At 71.1% G+C, this 13,679-nt stretch carries 14 protein-coding genes and 1 pseudogene; 7 read left to right on the plus strand and 8 right to left on the minus strand.

Annotation, left to right across the window (positions count from 1 at the left end):
* Window positions 1-92 precede the first annotated feature (92 nt).
* Both IH09_RS21345 and IH09_RS21350 read left to right on the plus strand, forming a co-directional pair.
* Window positions 93-266, plus strand: coding sequence for a transposase domain-containing protein (locus tag IH09_RS21345; RefSeq protein ID WP_404827272.1), 174 nt, complete (start codon window positions 93-95; stop codon window positions 264-266).
* 64 nt (window positions 267-330) lie between these two features.
* Window positions 331-1,539: an IS4 family transposase gene (locus IH09_RS21350; RefSeq protein ID WP_052858778.1), complete on the plus strand. Its 1,209-nt coding sequence runs from the start codon at window positions 331-333 to the stop codon at window positions 1,537-1,539.
* Here IH09_RS21350 and IH09_RS37650 read toward each other — a convergent pair.
* From IH09_RS37650 to IH09_RS21370, 5 genes are all read right to left on the minus strand, one after another.
* On the minus strand, window positions 1,452-1,976 hold the full coding sequence (locus IH09_RS37650) for a hypothetical protein (RefSeq protein ID WP_172450763.1): 525 nt from the start codon (window positions 1,974-1,976) through the stop codon (window positions 1,452-1,454). The genes IH09_RS21350 and IH09_RS37650 overlap by 88 nt on opposite strands.
* Before the next feature lie 600 nt (window positions 1,977-2,576).
* Window positions 2,577-3,023: an SRPBCC family protein gene (locus tag IH09_RS21355; protein ID WP_052858780.1), complete on the minus strand. Its 447-nt coding sequence runs from the start codon at window positions 3,021-3,023 to the stop codon at window positions 2,577-2,579.
* A gap of 65 nt (window positions 3,024-3,088) precedes the next feature.
* Complete coding sequence (locus IH09_RS40055; protein WP_240150483.1) at window positions 3,089-3,265, minus strand: SDR family oxidoreductase; 177 nt, start codon at window positions 3,263-3,265, stop codon at window positions 3,089-3,091.
* Between the two features lie 1,140 nt (window positions 3,266-4,405).
* The gene (locus IH09_RS21365) at window positions 4,406-5,317 is read right to left on the minus strand and encodes an SDR family oxidoreductase (RefSeq protein WP_052858784.1); all 912 of its coding nucleotides are present in this window, start codon (window positions 5,315-5,317) and stop codon (window positions 4,406-4,408) included.
* 26 nt (window positions 5,318-5,343) lie between these two features.
* A complete protein-coding gene (locus IH09_RS21370) occupies window positions 5,344-6,174 on the minus strand; it encodes an SDR family oxidoreductase (RefSeq protein ID WP_052858786.1) in 831 nt (276 codons plus the stop codon).
* A gap of 88 nt (window positions 6,175-6,262) precedes the next feature.
* Between IH09_RS21370 and IH09_RS21375 the strand changes: the two are divergent.
* From IH09_RS21375 to IH09_RS21395, 5 genes and pseudogenes are all read left to right on the plus strand, one after another.
* Window positions 6,263-7,027: pseudogene (locus IH09_RS21375) on the plus strand (enoyl-CoA hydratase family protein); the annotation flags it as partial.
* A 209-nt stretch (window positions 7,028-7,236) separates the two neighbouring features.
* Entirely contained in the window at window positions 7,237-8,136 is a 900-nt protein-coding gene (locus IH09_RS21380; protein WP_052858788.1) for a CoA transferase subunit A, read from the plus strand.
* Window positions 8,133-8,957 carry a CoA-transferase subunit beta gene (locus tag IH09_RS21385; protein WP_110952476.1) on the plus strand — a complete coding sequence of 275 codons (825 nt, stop codon included), beginning with the start codon at window positions 8,133-8,135 and terminating at the stop codon, window positions 8,955-8,957. The genes IH09_RS21380 and IH09_RS21385 overlap by 4 nt, the downstream gene beginning before the upstream one ends.
* 53 nt (window positions 8,958-9,010) lie before the next feature.
* Window positions 9,011-10,171 (plus strand): NAD(P)H-dependent flavin oxidoreductase, encoded by a 1,161-nt coding sequence (locus IH09_RS21390; protein WP_110952486.1) that lies wholly within the window; start codon window positions 9,011-9,013, stop codon window positions 10,169-10,171.
* Window positions 10,172-10,467: 296 nt separating this feature from the next.
* A complete protein-coding gene (locus IH09_RS21395) occupies window positions 10,468-10,779 on the plus strand; it encodes a hypothetical protein (RefSeq protein WP_052858790.1) in 312 nt (103 codons plus the stop codon).
* Between the two features lie 59 nt (window positions 10,780-10,838).
* On the opposite strand, the gene IH09_RS21400 is transcribed toward IH09_RS21395, so the two are convergent.
* The 3 genes from IH09_RS21400 to IH09_RS21410 all read right to left on the minus strand — a co-directional run bounded on the left by IH09_RS21400 (window position 10,839) and on the right by IH09_RS21410 (window position 13,626).
* Window positions 10,839-12,041 (minus strand): acetyl-CoA C-acetyltransferase, encoded by a 1,203-nt coding sequence (locus tag IH09_RS21400; RefSeq protein ID WP_052858792.1) that lies wholly within the window; start codon window positions 12,039-12,041, stop codon window positions 10,839-10,841.
* Between the two features lie 113 nt (window positions 12,042-12,154).
* The gene (locus IH09_RS21405; protein ID WP_052858796.1) at window positions 12,155-12,769 is read right to left on the minus strand and encodes a TetR/AcrR family transcriptional regulator; all 615 of its coding nucleotides are present in this window, start codon (window positions 12,767-12,769) and stop codon (window positions 12,155-12,157) included.
* A 68-nt stretch (window positions 12,770-12,837) separates the two neighbouring features.
* The gene (locus IH09_RS21410) at window positions 12,838-13,626 is read right to left on the minus strand and encodes an SDR family oxidoreductase (RefSeq protein ID WP_052858798.1); all 789 of its coding nucleotides are present in this window, start codon (window positions 13,624-13,626) and stop codon (window positions 12,838-12,840) included.
* Window positions 13,627-13,679: the final 53 nt, after the last annotated feature.

The raw sequence follows: 13,679 nt of genomic DNA on the forward strand, positions 1-13,679 counted from the left end.
GGCCAATGCAGTTGCTTTTGGGCTGGCTGGTCCGTTGACCTGCTCGTGGAGGGGGGCAGGGGTGCCGGTCGCGCATAGGGATCTTGACCAAGGTGTTCACGCCGGAGCTCGTGGACGCGGCCGTCGCCAAGCACGGGCGGGGTGAGCTGCGGCGCCGACTGCTTCCGGCCCGGCTGGTCGTGTACTTCGCGCTCGGGCTGTGTCTGTTCGCCCGGGAGTCGTACGAGGAGGTGATACGCATACTGACCAGCGGCATACCCCGGTAGCCGGGTTCTGGCCCGGGTCAACCGCTCGTCGCTGTGCCGGGCGCGAGTCCGGCTCAGTGAAGAGGTGCTGGAGACGGTGTTCCGGCAGGTGGCCGGCCCGCTGGCGGTCCCGGAGACGCCAGGCGCGTGGTGGCGCGGTCTGCGCCTCCTGGCGCTGGACGGCACGCAGTTCGACGTGCCGGACTCAGTGAGCAACGGTGACACCTTCGACGGCCCCTCCACAGGCGGGACGCCGTTCGGCTTTCCGCAGGTGCGAGCCGCCGTGCTCGCGGAGATCGGCACCCATGCCGTCCTCGACGCCAGCCTGGGCGGCTACCGGGACGGCGAACGGCGCCTGGCCTACCCGCTGGCCAGCTCGACAGGCCCAGGTGACCTCGTCATCGCCGACCGCGGGTTCTGGTCGGTCGAGTTCGTCCACGCCTTCACCACGTCCGGCGCCCATCTGCTGGCCAGGCTCCAGTCCAACCACCTCGGCACCACCCAGGCTGAGTTGCCGGACGGCTCCCGGCTGTCCCTGATGCGCCCCGGCAAGGATGTCCGCCTCCGGGCAGCCCGCGAAGGCCGGGACCTGCCGAAGGAGACGACCTACCGCGTCATCACCTTCACCAAGGATGACAAGGCCGTGCACCTGGGCACGTCCCTACTGGACACCGAGCAGTACCCGGCGGACGAGCTGGTCGCCCTCTACCGGCAGCGCTGGGAGATCGAGCTGGCCTTCGACGAGATCAAGAACCACCTCGGCCCCGGCGGTCCGCTCCGATCGCGCACCCCTGAAGCCGTGCGGCAGGAGCTGTGGGCCCTGCTCGCGGTCCACCAGGCCGTCCGCCGGTTTGTTCACGCCGCCGCAGCGAGTGGCCCGGTCCTGGATGCCGACCGACTCTCCTACCTCCGCTGCGTCCGGATCGCCCGGCGCAGCGTGCCGTCCCAGCACGACACCTCCAGACGCTCGCTGACCAATGCTTGGAAGGAGGACTGCCAGGAAGCGCGGTCCCGTCTGCTGCCGCCCCGTTCCGGCCGGGACTGGCCCCGAGCGATCAAGAAGCCGATGCTGTGGCCGATCCTGAGGACTCGGAGCGGCCACAGCAAGGTCGAGCCGGGGCGATGGGCGCACAACCAGACCACCAAACAGCGCAAACACCGGGGCGCCGGCAGACCCATGCCTCGCGCTCAGCCGCCTTGGCCTCCTTACAACTGGTCCCCCCTGCCGGCTGGTTCTGGAGGATGCAGCCCGCCTCCGTCCTTGATGTCCTGCTCGCAGGTTCGTCCGTGGTAGGACTGGTCATTGGGTATCAATAGCACTTCGGCAACTTGCTCAGGATGTTCGACGGCGAGCCAGTCGTCGCCCGTGAGGGGATCGTCCGGCCCGAACGCCTGGGACGAATAAACCGTCTGACATCCCAACGCCACGCGCTTCTTGTCGACCGCGCAGGCATCCACTGCAGGGCCGGAATATTCGTCGGCGCCGTCGAAGCGGAAGTGGAAGTGCACCTTGTCACCCTCGGAGGGCACCTGCGGGTGGGGCTCAAGGCGCCAGTCAACGACCTCGGCGGTGACGCCGAAAGGCCGCCCAGACGTGTCCACGACCTGCACCCTGACACCGGCCTTACCGCGCTCCGCCGTCGTGTCGGTGCAGCCCCAGGAAGAGCAGCCGGACAGGGCGAGAATCACCAGAGCCAGCGGGGCACCGGCAAGTACCCGTGCGGGGAACACTGAGATGACCTCCAGGCAGGGTGGGGCGGAGCAGTGTATCCCGGGGCCGCCTGGCAGCTGCGGGTGATGGCGGCGAGCGCCTGCGGCAGTGAAGCCGAAGCGCAGAGGAGCCCTGTGAACTGGGCGGGCATGGACAGCATCACGATGCAGCCGACTCGCCAAGTTAAGCAATGCCTAAAGCAACTGCATTGACTGCGGGAGCCTCCGGACCCGACACTTCACCTTCCCGGCCCCGCACCCTGTTCGCCCCCGCACCCTGCCGAAGCGCCGACCGCTCTCACCCCATATTGCCGCCCGTACGAGGGCCGTGTGGCACGCCACGTTGACCGGGCACGGCCCCGTCAGTCTGCGGTGCGCTCCTCAGCTGTGCGACGTGCCTCTGAAGCTGTGCGACGTGCCTCTGACCTGGCGGGACGCTTCTTGACCGGGCCATGCCCTTCTTGGCCAGGGGGTGTGCTTCCTGACCAGATGTTGCGTCCCTCGATCGTGCGCCGCGCCTCCTGGTCAGGCGACGTGCACTTCGACCGTGGGCCGTGCTTGTCGACCGGACGGTGCGTTCCTCGGCCAGGCGAATTGTGGTGCCGGGGCGGGCTGGTGGGGCTATTCGACTGCGGGGTGAGCGGCGAAATGGACGTGGAGAGCTGCCAGGCCGGTCGCGAATACCGCTTCGCCGAAAACCTCCTCGACCTGTGGCACGGCCTCGTCCGCGCCGCGGTAGGTCGCCGTCCAGCGCACCTCTGCGCCCTCGTCATGAGAAAGGACGGCGAGGGTGGCTTCGTAATCGGTGATGGGAAGGACCGAGTAAAGGAGGGAGTAGCGGTACACCCGCAGAGTGTCGTCCTTGGCGAGCAGGCGTTCACGGGCGGCGACCTCGCCGTCGATGGTGAACGTCCTTACCGCGCCGGGGGTTTCGGGATCGGCTCCGTCCTCGATGATCGAGGGCGGGACCTGCGGATGCCAGTCGGCGAGGCCGTTGAAGCGGCCGATGACGCGCCAGACCGAGTCGGGGTCTGCGGGGAGCACGGTGGTACGGATGAGGCTGTGCATGGTGTCCCTTGTTGTGGATCGTGTGGCCCCGAACGTCCTGGGCTTCCTGGGGTCCTGGCGGGCCGTTACCAGGCGCCGTCGCCACGCAGGGCGGCGTCGGTGCCGCCGTCGATGAAGACGACCTGGCCGGTGACGTGAGTGTTCTCCTGGGACGTCAGCCATGCCGGCAACGGGGCGACTTGCTCGGGGCGGGCGTGGCCGTGCAGCGGCATGGGGACGCTCGCGTCAACGACCTTACGCATCTCGGTGACGCCGAGCATACTCTCGGTTATCGGGGTGACAATCGTGCCGGGTGCGGCTCCGCTGCGAGGCATCTTGGCGCCGGTCCGGTCGTCGGCGAGGGCCCTGCGACGGAGTCGGCGGGCGTTGGCCTGCTGGGACGAGCTGGGTCGCGTAGTCCTCAACCCTGTCGATGGCGGTTTGAGCAGCGGCAATGGCCGCGTCCCGTCGTCGGCGAGCGCCGCGTCGACGACGGCTGGGGCGGACGGGTGCGCGGATACGGCGGGAGAGATCAGGACCGCTCGCGGGCCGCTGCTCTCAGCAAGTAAGGGGCGCAGTCCTTCGAGGGTGGCAACCGCGTTGAAGGAGTTGACCGGGACGGTGGGTGGGGCGAAGTGGGCGAGTTCGGTGCAAGTGGGCGAGTTCGGTTCAGGCGATCGCGGCGGCGAGGCGTCCGCCGGTCAGGCTTGCTCGGCCCGTCGGTGAGCCTCTGACCGGTGCGGCGCAAGGGTGAACGCATTCGGCACCCCGGCCACGGCCCGGCGGCCTCGCGGATACCGCGCCGGGCACGGCGGCTGGTACGCGTCATGGGCAGCGTTTCAGCGATCCGGATACGGTGGCTTGCCGCTGTGTACGGGAGGGCGTCGGTGTCCCTTGGGGGCGTCACGTCCCGGGTAACGCGCTCTGCCAGGACACGATGCCCGCACGTCTCGTCCGGCCATGGTGTCGTGGCCGGAAGCCGAAAGGGACGGGACCGAGGCGGCGGCCCGTCCGAATCCGGTCCGGCGCCGGACCTGCCGTTCGTCGAGGTGCGGGAAGGGGAAGGGAGACGAACGTCCGGAACGGCGTGATCACCATTGTCGTACGGACCTTCGTCCTCGTCCGCGCCGTCCGAGGCGCGGCCGCGTTCTGTGCGGCATCAGCGCCGAGCACTCGGATACCGCACCAACGGCCGGGCGGCCCAGGCGTGCGGCGGTCCAGGGCAGCGCCGTTCTGTACCGTCCGCGCCGACCGACGTGCGGCCATGTTCCGTGCCGGGATCGGCGCCGAGCGCTCGGATACCGCACCGACGGTCGTGCGACCGGGGCGTGCGGCCGAGGCGTGCGGCAGTCCAGGGCAGCGCCGCTCCGTACCGCCGCGCGGCCCCCCGTAGAGCTGTGCCGCTACCGCGCCCCGTAGACCGGCCGTGGTGTCTCGGCGGCGGTGAGGAGTTGGCGGACGGTGGTGCCGGCTTCGGTCGGGGTCCAGCGGGCGCCTTTGTCGCGGGTCGGGCCGGGGCGCCAGCCCTCCATGACGGTGATGCGGCCGGCCTCCGTCTCGAACACCCGGCCCGTGACGCCCTCCGAGGCGGCGGAGCCCAGCCATACCACCAGCGGGGAGACGTTCTCTGGGGCCATGGTGTCGAAGCCGCCGGCTTCCGGGGTGGCCATGGTGTCGGCGAAGGTCTCTTCGGTCATCCGGGTGCGAGCGGCCGGGGCGATGGCGTTGACCTGGATGCCGTAGCGGCCCAGCTCGGCCGCGGATACCAGTGTCAGGCCGAGGATTCCGGCCTTGGCCGCGGAGTAGTTTCCCTGTCCGACGCTGCCCAACAGGCCCGCACCGGAAGTGGTGTTGACGATCCGGGCTTGCGGTATACGTCCTGCTTTCGCCTCCGCGCGCCAGTGGGCCGCGGCGTGTTTGAGGGGGAGGAAGTGGCCCTTGAGGTGGACCCGCACGACTGCGTCCCACTCGTCCTCCGCCAGGTTGACCAGCATCCGGTCGCGGAGGAAGCCCGCGTTGTTGACGAGGGTGTCGAGGCGTCCGTAGGTGTCGAGGGCGGTGGCGATGAGGGAGGCGGCGCCCTGGGTCGTCGCGATATCGCCGCCGTGCGCGACGGCTTCGCCACCGGTGGCACGGATCTCCGCGGCCACCTGCTCCGCGGGGCCTTCGCCGCCGCCCGCGCCGTCCAGCCCCACGCCGAGGTCGTTGACCACGACCCGGGCGCCCTCGGCGGCGAAGGCGAGGGCGTGCGCGCGGCCCAGTCCGCGCCCCGCGCCGGTGACGATGGCGACGCGTCCTTCGCAGATCCCGGCCATCCGAGGTCTCCTCTCATTACCTGTCATTACCTGTCATTACTTACTGGTTGCTGTGGGTGGGGGGCACCCCCGGGGCCTCCTCCGGTATCGGCCGTTGACGCGTCGAGGAAGGCCGGGCGTTCGCCGCCTCCGTGTACCAGGAGGCTCGCGCCGCTCACGTACCCCGCCAGGTCCGAGGCGAGGAACGCGCACGCCTCGCCGACCTCGGCAGGGGCGGCCAGCCGGGCGAGCGGTACGGTGCGGCCGACCGCGGCGATACCGGCCTCGTCGCCGTAGTGGAGATGGGACAGTTCGGTGCGGACCATGCCGAGGGTGAGGGTGTTGACGCGGATCTTCGGGGCCCATTCGACGGCCATGGAGCGGGCGAGGCTGTCGAGGCCCGCCTTGGCCGCGCCGTATGCGGCGGTGCCGGGCGAAGGGCGGGTGCCGCTGACGCTGCCGATCATGATGATCGAGCCGCCGGATTCCTGATCCGCCATCACCGCGCGGGCGGCGAGGGACGCGGTCAGCGGTGTGATCAGGTTCAACTCCACCACCCGTGCGGCTTGTTGGGGCGCGGAATCGGCGAGCAGGCGGTACGGCGTGCCGCCGGCGTTGTTGACGAGGACGTCGAGCCGTCCGTATTCGGCGCGTACGCGGCGGAAGAAGGCGCCGACCGCGTCGGCGTCGCGCAGGTCCAGTTCGATGTATCGCGCCGTCCGGCCCGCCGCCTCCGGTGTCCGGTCGGGGGGCCTGCGGGCGCAGGCGATGACCTGCGCTCCGGCGTCGAGCAGGGCCGCAGTGATCCCCGCGCCGACGCCGCGGGTGCCGCCGGTGACGACCGCGACCCGGCCCGACAGATCGATGGTGAGCGCCATGGGGGACCTCCCGCAGCGCGCGGCGCGCTGCTACCTTCTCATCAACAGCACCTAACAAATGTTTGGTGGAAAGGTAGCTGATCCGCTCATGGGTGTCTCCACCTCTCACCCCGCCCCGCCCTCGGGTGACGGCGGCATCGCGCTCGTCACGGTCGACTTTCCGCCGGTCAACGCCCTTCCCGTACAGGGCTGGTACGACCTGGCGGAGGCGGTGCGGGCGGCCGGTCTGGACCCGGGGGTGCGGTGTGTGGTGCTCGCCTCGGCCGGGCGCGGGTTCAATGCCGGAGTCGACATCAAGGAGATGCAGCGGACGGAGGGGCACTCCGCGCTGATCGGCGCCAACCGCGGTTGCTATGCGGCGTTCGCGGCGGTCTACGACTGCGAAGTGCCGGTCGTCGCGGCCGTGCAGGGCTTCTGCCTGGGCGGCGGCATCGGACTGGTCGGCAACGCGGACGCGATCGTGGCGAGCGACGACGCGACGTTCGGGCTACCCGAGCTGGACCGCGGCGCGCTGGGCGCGGCCACCCATCTCGCCCGGCTCGTACCGCCGCATCTGATGCGCACGCTGTACTACACCTCGCGTACGGTCACCGCCCGCGAGCTCCACCGGCACGGTTCCGTCTGGGAGGTGGTGCCGCGCGAGCGGGTGCTGGACGCGGCGCTGGCGCTGGCGGGTGAGATCGCCGCGAAGGACGGGTACTTGATCCGCCTCGCCAAGGCGTCCATCAACGGCATCGATCCGGTCGATGTGCGGCGCAGCTACCGCTTCGAGCAGGGCTTCACCTTCGAGGCGAACCTCAGCGGTATCGCCGACCGGCATCGCGACGCTTTCGTCGGCGAAGCGCCGGAGGGAAGACCGGCGGCAAGCGACCAGGTGGCGCGCCAGGAGCCCGGGGAGCCAGGGGGAACGCAGGAGGCGGCGGATCCGCGAGAGCGCCGGGAGTCGGGGCAGCCCCCGGGGCCGAAAGACGCGACGGCAGCCGCCCCCGCGTCCCCGGGCGGCGCGCAAGGGCACCGCGCGAAGAGTTGACCGGCACGGCAGGACGGGTCGAAGGGGCAGAGTTGAGCGACAAGACGATGAGTGCCGACGAGGCCGTGGGGCGGCTGGCGAGCGGGATGACGATCGGGATCGGCGGCTGGGGCTCCCGTCGCAAGCCGATGGCCCTGGTGCGCGCCCTGCTGCGGTCCGAGCTGACCGATCTGACCGTCGTGGCGTACGGCGGCCCGGATGTGGGGTTGCTGGCCGCCGCGGGACGGATCCGGCGTCTGATCGCGCCGTTCGCCACCCTCGATTCGATCCCCCTCGAACCGCACTTCCGCGCCGCCCGCCAGCGCGGCACCCTCGAACTGACCGAACTGGACGAGGCGATGTTCATGTGGGGACTGACCGCCGCCGGCCAGCGGCTGCCGTTCATGCCGGTCCGCGCCGGTCTCGGCTCCGACGTGCTGCGGGTCAACCCGCAGCTGCGGACGGTGACTTCGCCGTACGAGGACGGCGAAGAGCTGGTCGCCGTCCCCGCGCTGCGGCTGGATGCCGCGCTGGTGCATCTGCACCGTGCGGACGCCCAGGGCAACGGGCAGTATCTGGGCCCCGATCCGTACTTCGACGACCTCTTCTGCGAGGCCGCGGACGCCGCGTACCTGTCCTGTGAACAGATCGTGGACGGTGCCGAGTTGACGTCTGCGGGCGGGCCGCAGTCGCTGCTGGTCAAGCGGCCGTTCGTCACCGGGGTCGTGGCGGCCCCGAACGGTGCGCACTTCACGTCCTGCGACCCGGATTACGGCCGGGACGAGGCGTTCCAGCGGGCGTACGCTTCGGCGGCCGCGGATCCGGAGGAATGGGCGGCGTTCGTCAAGCGGTTCCTCTCCGGCGACGAGCGGGACTACCAGGCCGCGGTCGCCGCCTTCCACGAGCGGGAGAAGAGTACGGAGGAAAAGGGTGCGAAGGGGGTCGGCGCATGAGTGCCGCGTCAGCAGCCCCGGGCTCCCCCTCAACGCCCACCTCCTCCGTCACTCCTCCCGCCCCCATCGCCCCGGCGACCCGTGCCGAATACGCCGTACTGGCCTGCGCCGAGGTGTGGCGCGGCGCGGGTGAGGTGCTCGCCAGTCCCATGGGGACCGTGCCCTCGATCGGGGCGCGGCTGGCCCGGCTGACCTTCTCCCCCGAGCTGCTGCTCACCAACGGCGAGGCGTTGCTGATCGGCGACACCCCGGCGGTCGGCGCCCGGTCCGAGGCGACCGAGGGCTGGCTGCCCTACCGTCAGCATCTGGCGCTGGTCGCCACCGGGCGTCGGCACGTCATGATGGGCGCGAGCCAGATCGACCGCTTCGGCAATCAGAACATCTCCTGTATCGGCGACTGGTCCCGGCCGGCCCGGCAGCTCCTCGGGGTGCGCGGCGCGCCCGCCAACACCGTGAACAATCCGACGAGTTACTGGATTCCGCGGCATTCCCCCCGGACCTTCGTCGAGCGGGTCGACATGGTCTGCGGCGTCGGCTACGACCGGGCCGCCGCGGCCGGGCCGTCCGCGACCCGCTTCCATCGCCTTCCCGATGTCGTCAGCGACCTGGGTGTGTTCGACTTCGCGACGCCGGACCGTACGATGCGGCTGCGTTCGCTGCACCCCGGTGTGACCGTCGAGCAGGTCCGGCAGGCCACCGGTTTCGAGCTGGTGGTGCCCGCGCGGGTGCCGTTCACCCGGGAGCCGACCGCGGCGGAGCTGCGGCTGATCCGCGAGGTGATCGACCCCCGGGGGCTGCGCGACCGCGAGGTACGTACATGACCGCCGGCCGCGAGCACGACACGCCACCACCGCCTGCCCCGAAGCCGCCGCCCCTGCGGACCGCGCTGACCGAACTGGTCGGCGTACGGCACCCCGTCGTCCAGACCGGGATGGGGTGGGTGGCCGGGCCGCGGCTGGTGTCCGCCACCGCGAACGCCGGGGCGCTGGGGATTCTGGCCTCCGCCACGATGACGGTCGGGGAGCTGCGGGCGGCGGTCCGCGAGGTGCGGTCCCGTACGGACGCGCCGTTCGGCGTCAATCTGCGCGCGGACGCGGGCGACGCCGGGGAGCGGGTGCGGGTCGTCATCGAGGAGGGCGTACGGGTCGCCTCGTTCGCGCTGGCCCCCTCCCGGGAGCTGATCGCGCGCCTCAAGGACGCGGGGGTCGTGGTGATCCCGTCGATCGGGGCGCGACGGCACGCGGAGAAGGTGGCGGCGTGGGGTGCCGACGCCGTGCTCGTCCAGGGGGGCGAGGGCGGCGGGCACACCGGTGACGTGGCGACGAGCGTGCTGCTGCCGCAGGTCGTGGACGCGGTCGGTATCCCCGTCATCGCGGCGGGCGGTTTCCGCGACGGTCGGGGCCTGGTGGCCGCGCTCGCCTTCGGGGCGTGCGGGGTCGCCATGGGCACCCGTTTCCTGCTGACGTCGGACAGCACCGTCCCCGACGCGGTCAAGGCGCGCTATCTCGCGGCGTCGGTCAAGGACATCACCGTCACGACGAAGGTGGACGGGCTGCCGCACCGGATGCTGCGCACGGATCTCGTCGACGCGCTGGAGCGGAGCGGGCGTCCGGCGGCGCTGCTACGGGCCGTACGGCACACGGCGGCGTTCCGCAAACGGTCCGGGATGCGCTGGGCGGAGCTGATCCGCGACGGTCTGGCCATGAAGCACGGCAAGGAGCTGAGCTGGAGTCAGCTGTTGCTGGCCGCCAATACGCCGATGATGCTGCGGGCCGCGATGGTCGAGGGGCGGCCGGATCTGGGCGTGATGGCCTCGGGCCAGATAGCCGGGCTGATCGAGGACCTGCCATCCTGCGCGGAGCTGGTGGACCGCATCATGACGGAGGCGTATGAGACCTTGGCCCGTCTTCCCGGTCCCCCGGGCCACACCGACGGCTCCGGCCACACCGGCGGCTCCGGCCACTCCGTCCTCTCGCGCCCATCGGGTCCATCGGGTCCGCCGGGACCGCCGGGACCACGCCCCCCGCACGGCTGACACAGGTGTTCCCGTGCCCCGGCACCGTCCCCGGGCCCCTCCCCCATGGCCCGTGCGGTACCCCGGGCTGATTTTCTCCCCGGGCACGGGGACAATGGGCGACGGAGAACGGACGCGTGAAGGCGGCCTGGACGCCCTTCCCGGGATCACCGTCCCGATCCGGCCCTCCTGACCGACCCGCCCGAGCCCGCCCACCCGAGATGACCAGCCCGAGACAACCGATCCGAGACAACCAGCCTGAGATGACCTTCCTGGGATCGCCTTCGCAGGAGTTTTCCTCGGGGAGGAGAGATGACGTGCGGAAGATCATCGCCATGGTGCTGGCGGTCGTGGCCTGCGGTGCTTCGCTGACGCTGACCACGGCCTCGGACGCGGTCGCCGCCGGGCGGTCGCCGCAGTGCGTCAAGGTACGGAAGTTCTTCAACCGGGGTCACCAGCGCTATGTCCGGCTGACGAACCTGTGCGCCGGGCGCGCCGCGTGCTACGTCATCGTCCTTCCGCACCGCCCGGACCCGCGCGGCCGCCTCGCCAAGGCCGCGACGCGGGACATCCGCTACGCCACGACGACGGCGCCGCGCGCCCTGTACGTGAAGAACACGCACTGCTGAGCTGACGGACCGGAGCTGCCGGGCCGGGAGTCCGGAACGCCGGAACCGGAGGCCGGGGCTCAGAGCCGTTCGATGATGGTGACGTTGGCCTGGCCGCCGCCCTCGCACATGGTCTGGAGGCCGTAGCGGCCGCCCGTGCGCTCCAGTTCGTGGAGGAGGGTCGTCATCAGCTTGGTGCCCGTCGCGCCGAGGGGGTGGCCCAGGGCGATGGCGCCGCCGTTGACGTTGACCTTGCCGGGGTCGGCGCCGGTTTCCTTGAGCCAGGCGAGGACCACGGACGCGAACGCCTCGTTGATCTCGACCAGATCGATCGCGTCGAGGGTCAGGCCGGTCTTCTTCAGCGCGTGTGCGGTGGCCGGGATGGGTGCGGTGAGCATCCGGATCGGGTCCTCACCGCGTACCGACAGGTGGTGGATGCGGGCGCGCGGGGTGAGCCCGTGGTCGCGTACGGCGCGTTCGCTCGCGAGCAGCATCGCGGCGGCCCCGTCGGAGACCTGGGAGGAGACCCCGGCGGTCAGCCGGCCGCCTTCGACCACCGGTTTGAGGCCCGCCATCTTCTCCAGGGAGGTGTCACGCCGCGGCCCTTCGTCCACCGCGACGGCCCCGTACGGCACGATTTCGCGGGTGAAACGGCCCTCGTCGATGGCGCGGACCGCGCGCTGATGTGAGCGCAGCGCGAACTCCTCCATATCGCGGCGCGAGATGCCCCATTTCTCGGCGATCAGTTCGGCACCGTGGAACTGGTTCACCGGCCGGTCGCCGTACCGGGCGCGCCAGCCCCGGCTGCCCGCGAACGGGCCTTCGGTGAGGCCGAGCGGTGCCGCGGCCTGGCGGCTGGCGAAGGCGATCGGGATCATCGACATGTTCTGGGTACCGCCCGCGACGACCAGGTCCTGGGTGCCGGAGAGCACGCCCTGCGCCGCGAAGTGCACGGCCTGCTGGGAGGAGCCGCACTGGCGGTCGACGGTGACGCCCGGTACCTCTTCGGGGAGCCCGGCCGCCAGCCAGGCGGTGCGGGCGATATCGCCGGCCTGGGGGCCGACCGTGTCCAGGCAGCCGAAGACGACGTCCTCGACGGCGGCCGGGTCCACGTCCGTGCGGGCCATCAGCGCCTTGAGGACGTGCGCGCCGAGGTCGGCGGGGTGCACGGCGGCGAGTCCGCCGTTGCGTCTGCCGACCGGGGTGCGCAGGGCGTCGATGATGTACGCCTCGCGTGGTGCGTGGCGCGCGGTGTGCTCGGCCGACTCGTGCGGCGTGGCCATGGCGACTCCCTGGGTTGTGGGGTCTCGGGGTCCTGAGGTCTCGGGTTCCTCTGGGCGTTGGCCTTCGGTGGTCGGTGGTGAGTGATCGGTGGCCGGTGGTCGGTGGCGGGTCGTCAGTCCCGACGGGCGATGCCGTCCAGGACCATCGAGAGGTACTGGCGGGCGATCTCCTCGGGGCTGTGGTGTCCGTCCGGCCGGTACCAGCTCGCCGCGACCCAGACGGTGTCGCGGACGAATCGGTAGGTGAGCCGGATGTCGAGGTCTGCGCGGAACGCTCCGTCGGCCACGCCCCGCTCCAGCGTGCCGAGCCATGCCTTCTCGAACTTCTGCTGGGATTCGGTGAGATAGCCGAAGCGGGGCTGCGCGGCGAGGTGTTTGGACTCCTTCTGGTAGATGGCGACCGCGGCGCGGTGCCGGTCGATCTCCCGGAACGACTCGGTGACCAGGGCTTCGATGGTCTCCCTGGGGCCGAGGTCGGCCGCGAGCACGGCGTCGTAGCCGTCCCACAGCTCGGTCAGGAAGGTGGACAGGATCTCGTCCACCATCGATTCCTTGGAGTCGAAGTGGTAGTAGAGGCTGCCCGCGAGCATCCCGGCCTCGTCCGCGATGCGGCGGACGGTGGTGGCGTTGTAACCCTGCGCGGCGAAGACCTCCGCCGCGGTGTTCAGCAGTTCGCGGCGGCGCTCCGGGGTCGCGCTCACGGTCGTCTTCTTCTTTGCGGTCGGCACGTGGCCATTGTCGCTCCCCGTATCGGGCCTGTTCACAGGCGTGCGCCCGCCCCGGCTCCGGGCCGGTGTCAGGCGTGCTGGCTGCTGACCGGGACGACCTCGCCGGTCATGTACGAGGAGTAGTCGCTGGCGAGGAAGACGATGACGTTGGCGACCTCCCAGGGCTCGGCGTAGCGCCCGAACGCCTCGCGGGAGGTGAGTTCGTCGAGCAGTTCCTCGGTGGTGACCTTGGCGAGGTGCGGGTGCATGGCCAGGCTGGGCGAGACGGCGTTGACGCGGACCCCGTAGGCGGCCGCTTCGGCCGCGGCGCAGCGGGTCAGCGCCATCACGCCGGCTTTGGCGGCGGCGTAGTGGGCCTGGCCGCGCTGCGCGCGCCAGCCGACGACCGAGGCGTTGTTGACGATCACCCCGCCCCCGGCCGCGTCGCGCATCCGGCGCAGGGCGGCCCGGGTGCAGCGGAAGGTGCCGTTGAGGGTGACGTCGAGGACCTTGTCCCATTGGTCGTCGGTCATCTCGACGAGATCGGCGGTGCCGCCGAGGCCGGCGTTGTTGATGACGATGTCCAGTCGGCCGTGCCGCTGCTGTGCGAGGTCGAAGAGCGCGCCGACCTGCGCCTCGTCGGTGACGTCGCAGGGCAGGGCGGCGACCCGCCGGGCGCCGAACTCCGCGGCGAGCCGGTCCTCGGATTCCTTGAGGCGGCGGGCGTGGGCGTCGGAGAGGACGACGTCCGCGCCCTCCTCCAGGAGCTTGCGGACGGTGGCGCCCCCGATGCCGGCGCCCGCGGCGGCGGTGACGACGGCCGTCCGGCCGGTCAGCAGGCCGTGCCCGGGAACGTAGGAAGGCTTCTCGGTCGTCATGGCCGTACGCTAACCTACCAAACACTTGTTAGGGAACGGTTGTCAGGGAACAC

Origin of the sequence: Streptomyces celluloflavus (genome assembly GCA_000720995.1) — a bacterium.
GTDB classification, from domain to species: domain Bacteria; phylum Actinomycetota; class Actinomycetes; order Streptomycetales; family Streptomycetaceae; genus Streptomyces; species Streptomyces celluloflavus.

Excerpts from the sequence above, each read along its gene's own strand:
- IH09_RS21355 (WP_052858780.1), bottom strand. The coding sequence starts at position 3,023 with ATGCACAGCCTCATCCGTACCACCGTGCTCCCCGCAGACCCCGACTCG.
- IH09_RS40055 (WP_240150483.1), bottom strand. The coding sequence starts at position 3,265 with ATGCGTAAGGTCGTTGACGCGAGCGTCCCCATGCCGCTGCACGGCCAC.
- IH09_RS21365 (WP_052858784.1), bottom strand. The coding sequence starts at position 5,317 with ATGGCCGGGATCTGCGAAGGACGCGTCGCCATCGTCACCGGCGCGGGG.
- IH09_RS21370 (WP_052858786.1), bottom strand. The coding sequence starts at position 6,174 with ATGGCGCTCACCATCGATCTGTCGGGCCGGGTCGCGGTCGTCACCGGC.
- IH09_RS21385 (WP_110952476.1), top strand. The coding sequence starts at position 8,133 with ATGAGTGCCGCGTCAGCAGCCCCGGGCTCCCCCTCAACGCCCACCTCC.
- IH09_RS21400 (WP_052858792.1), bottom strand. The coding sequence starts at position 12,041 with ATGGCCACGCCGCACGAGTCGGCCGAGCACACCGCGCGCCACGCACCA.
- IH09_RS21410 (WP_052858798.1), bottom strand. The coding sequence starts at position 13,626 with ATGACGACCGAGAAGCCTTCCTACGTTCCCGGGCACGGCCTGCTGACC.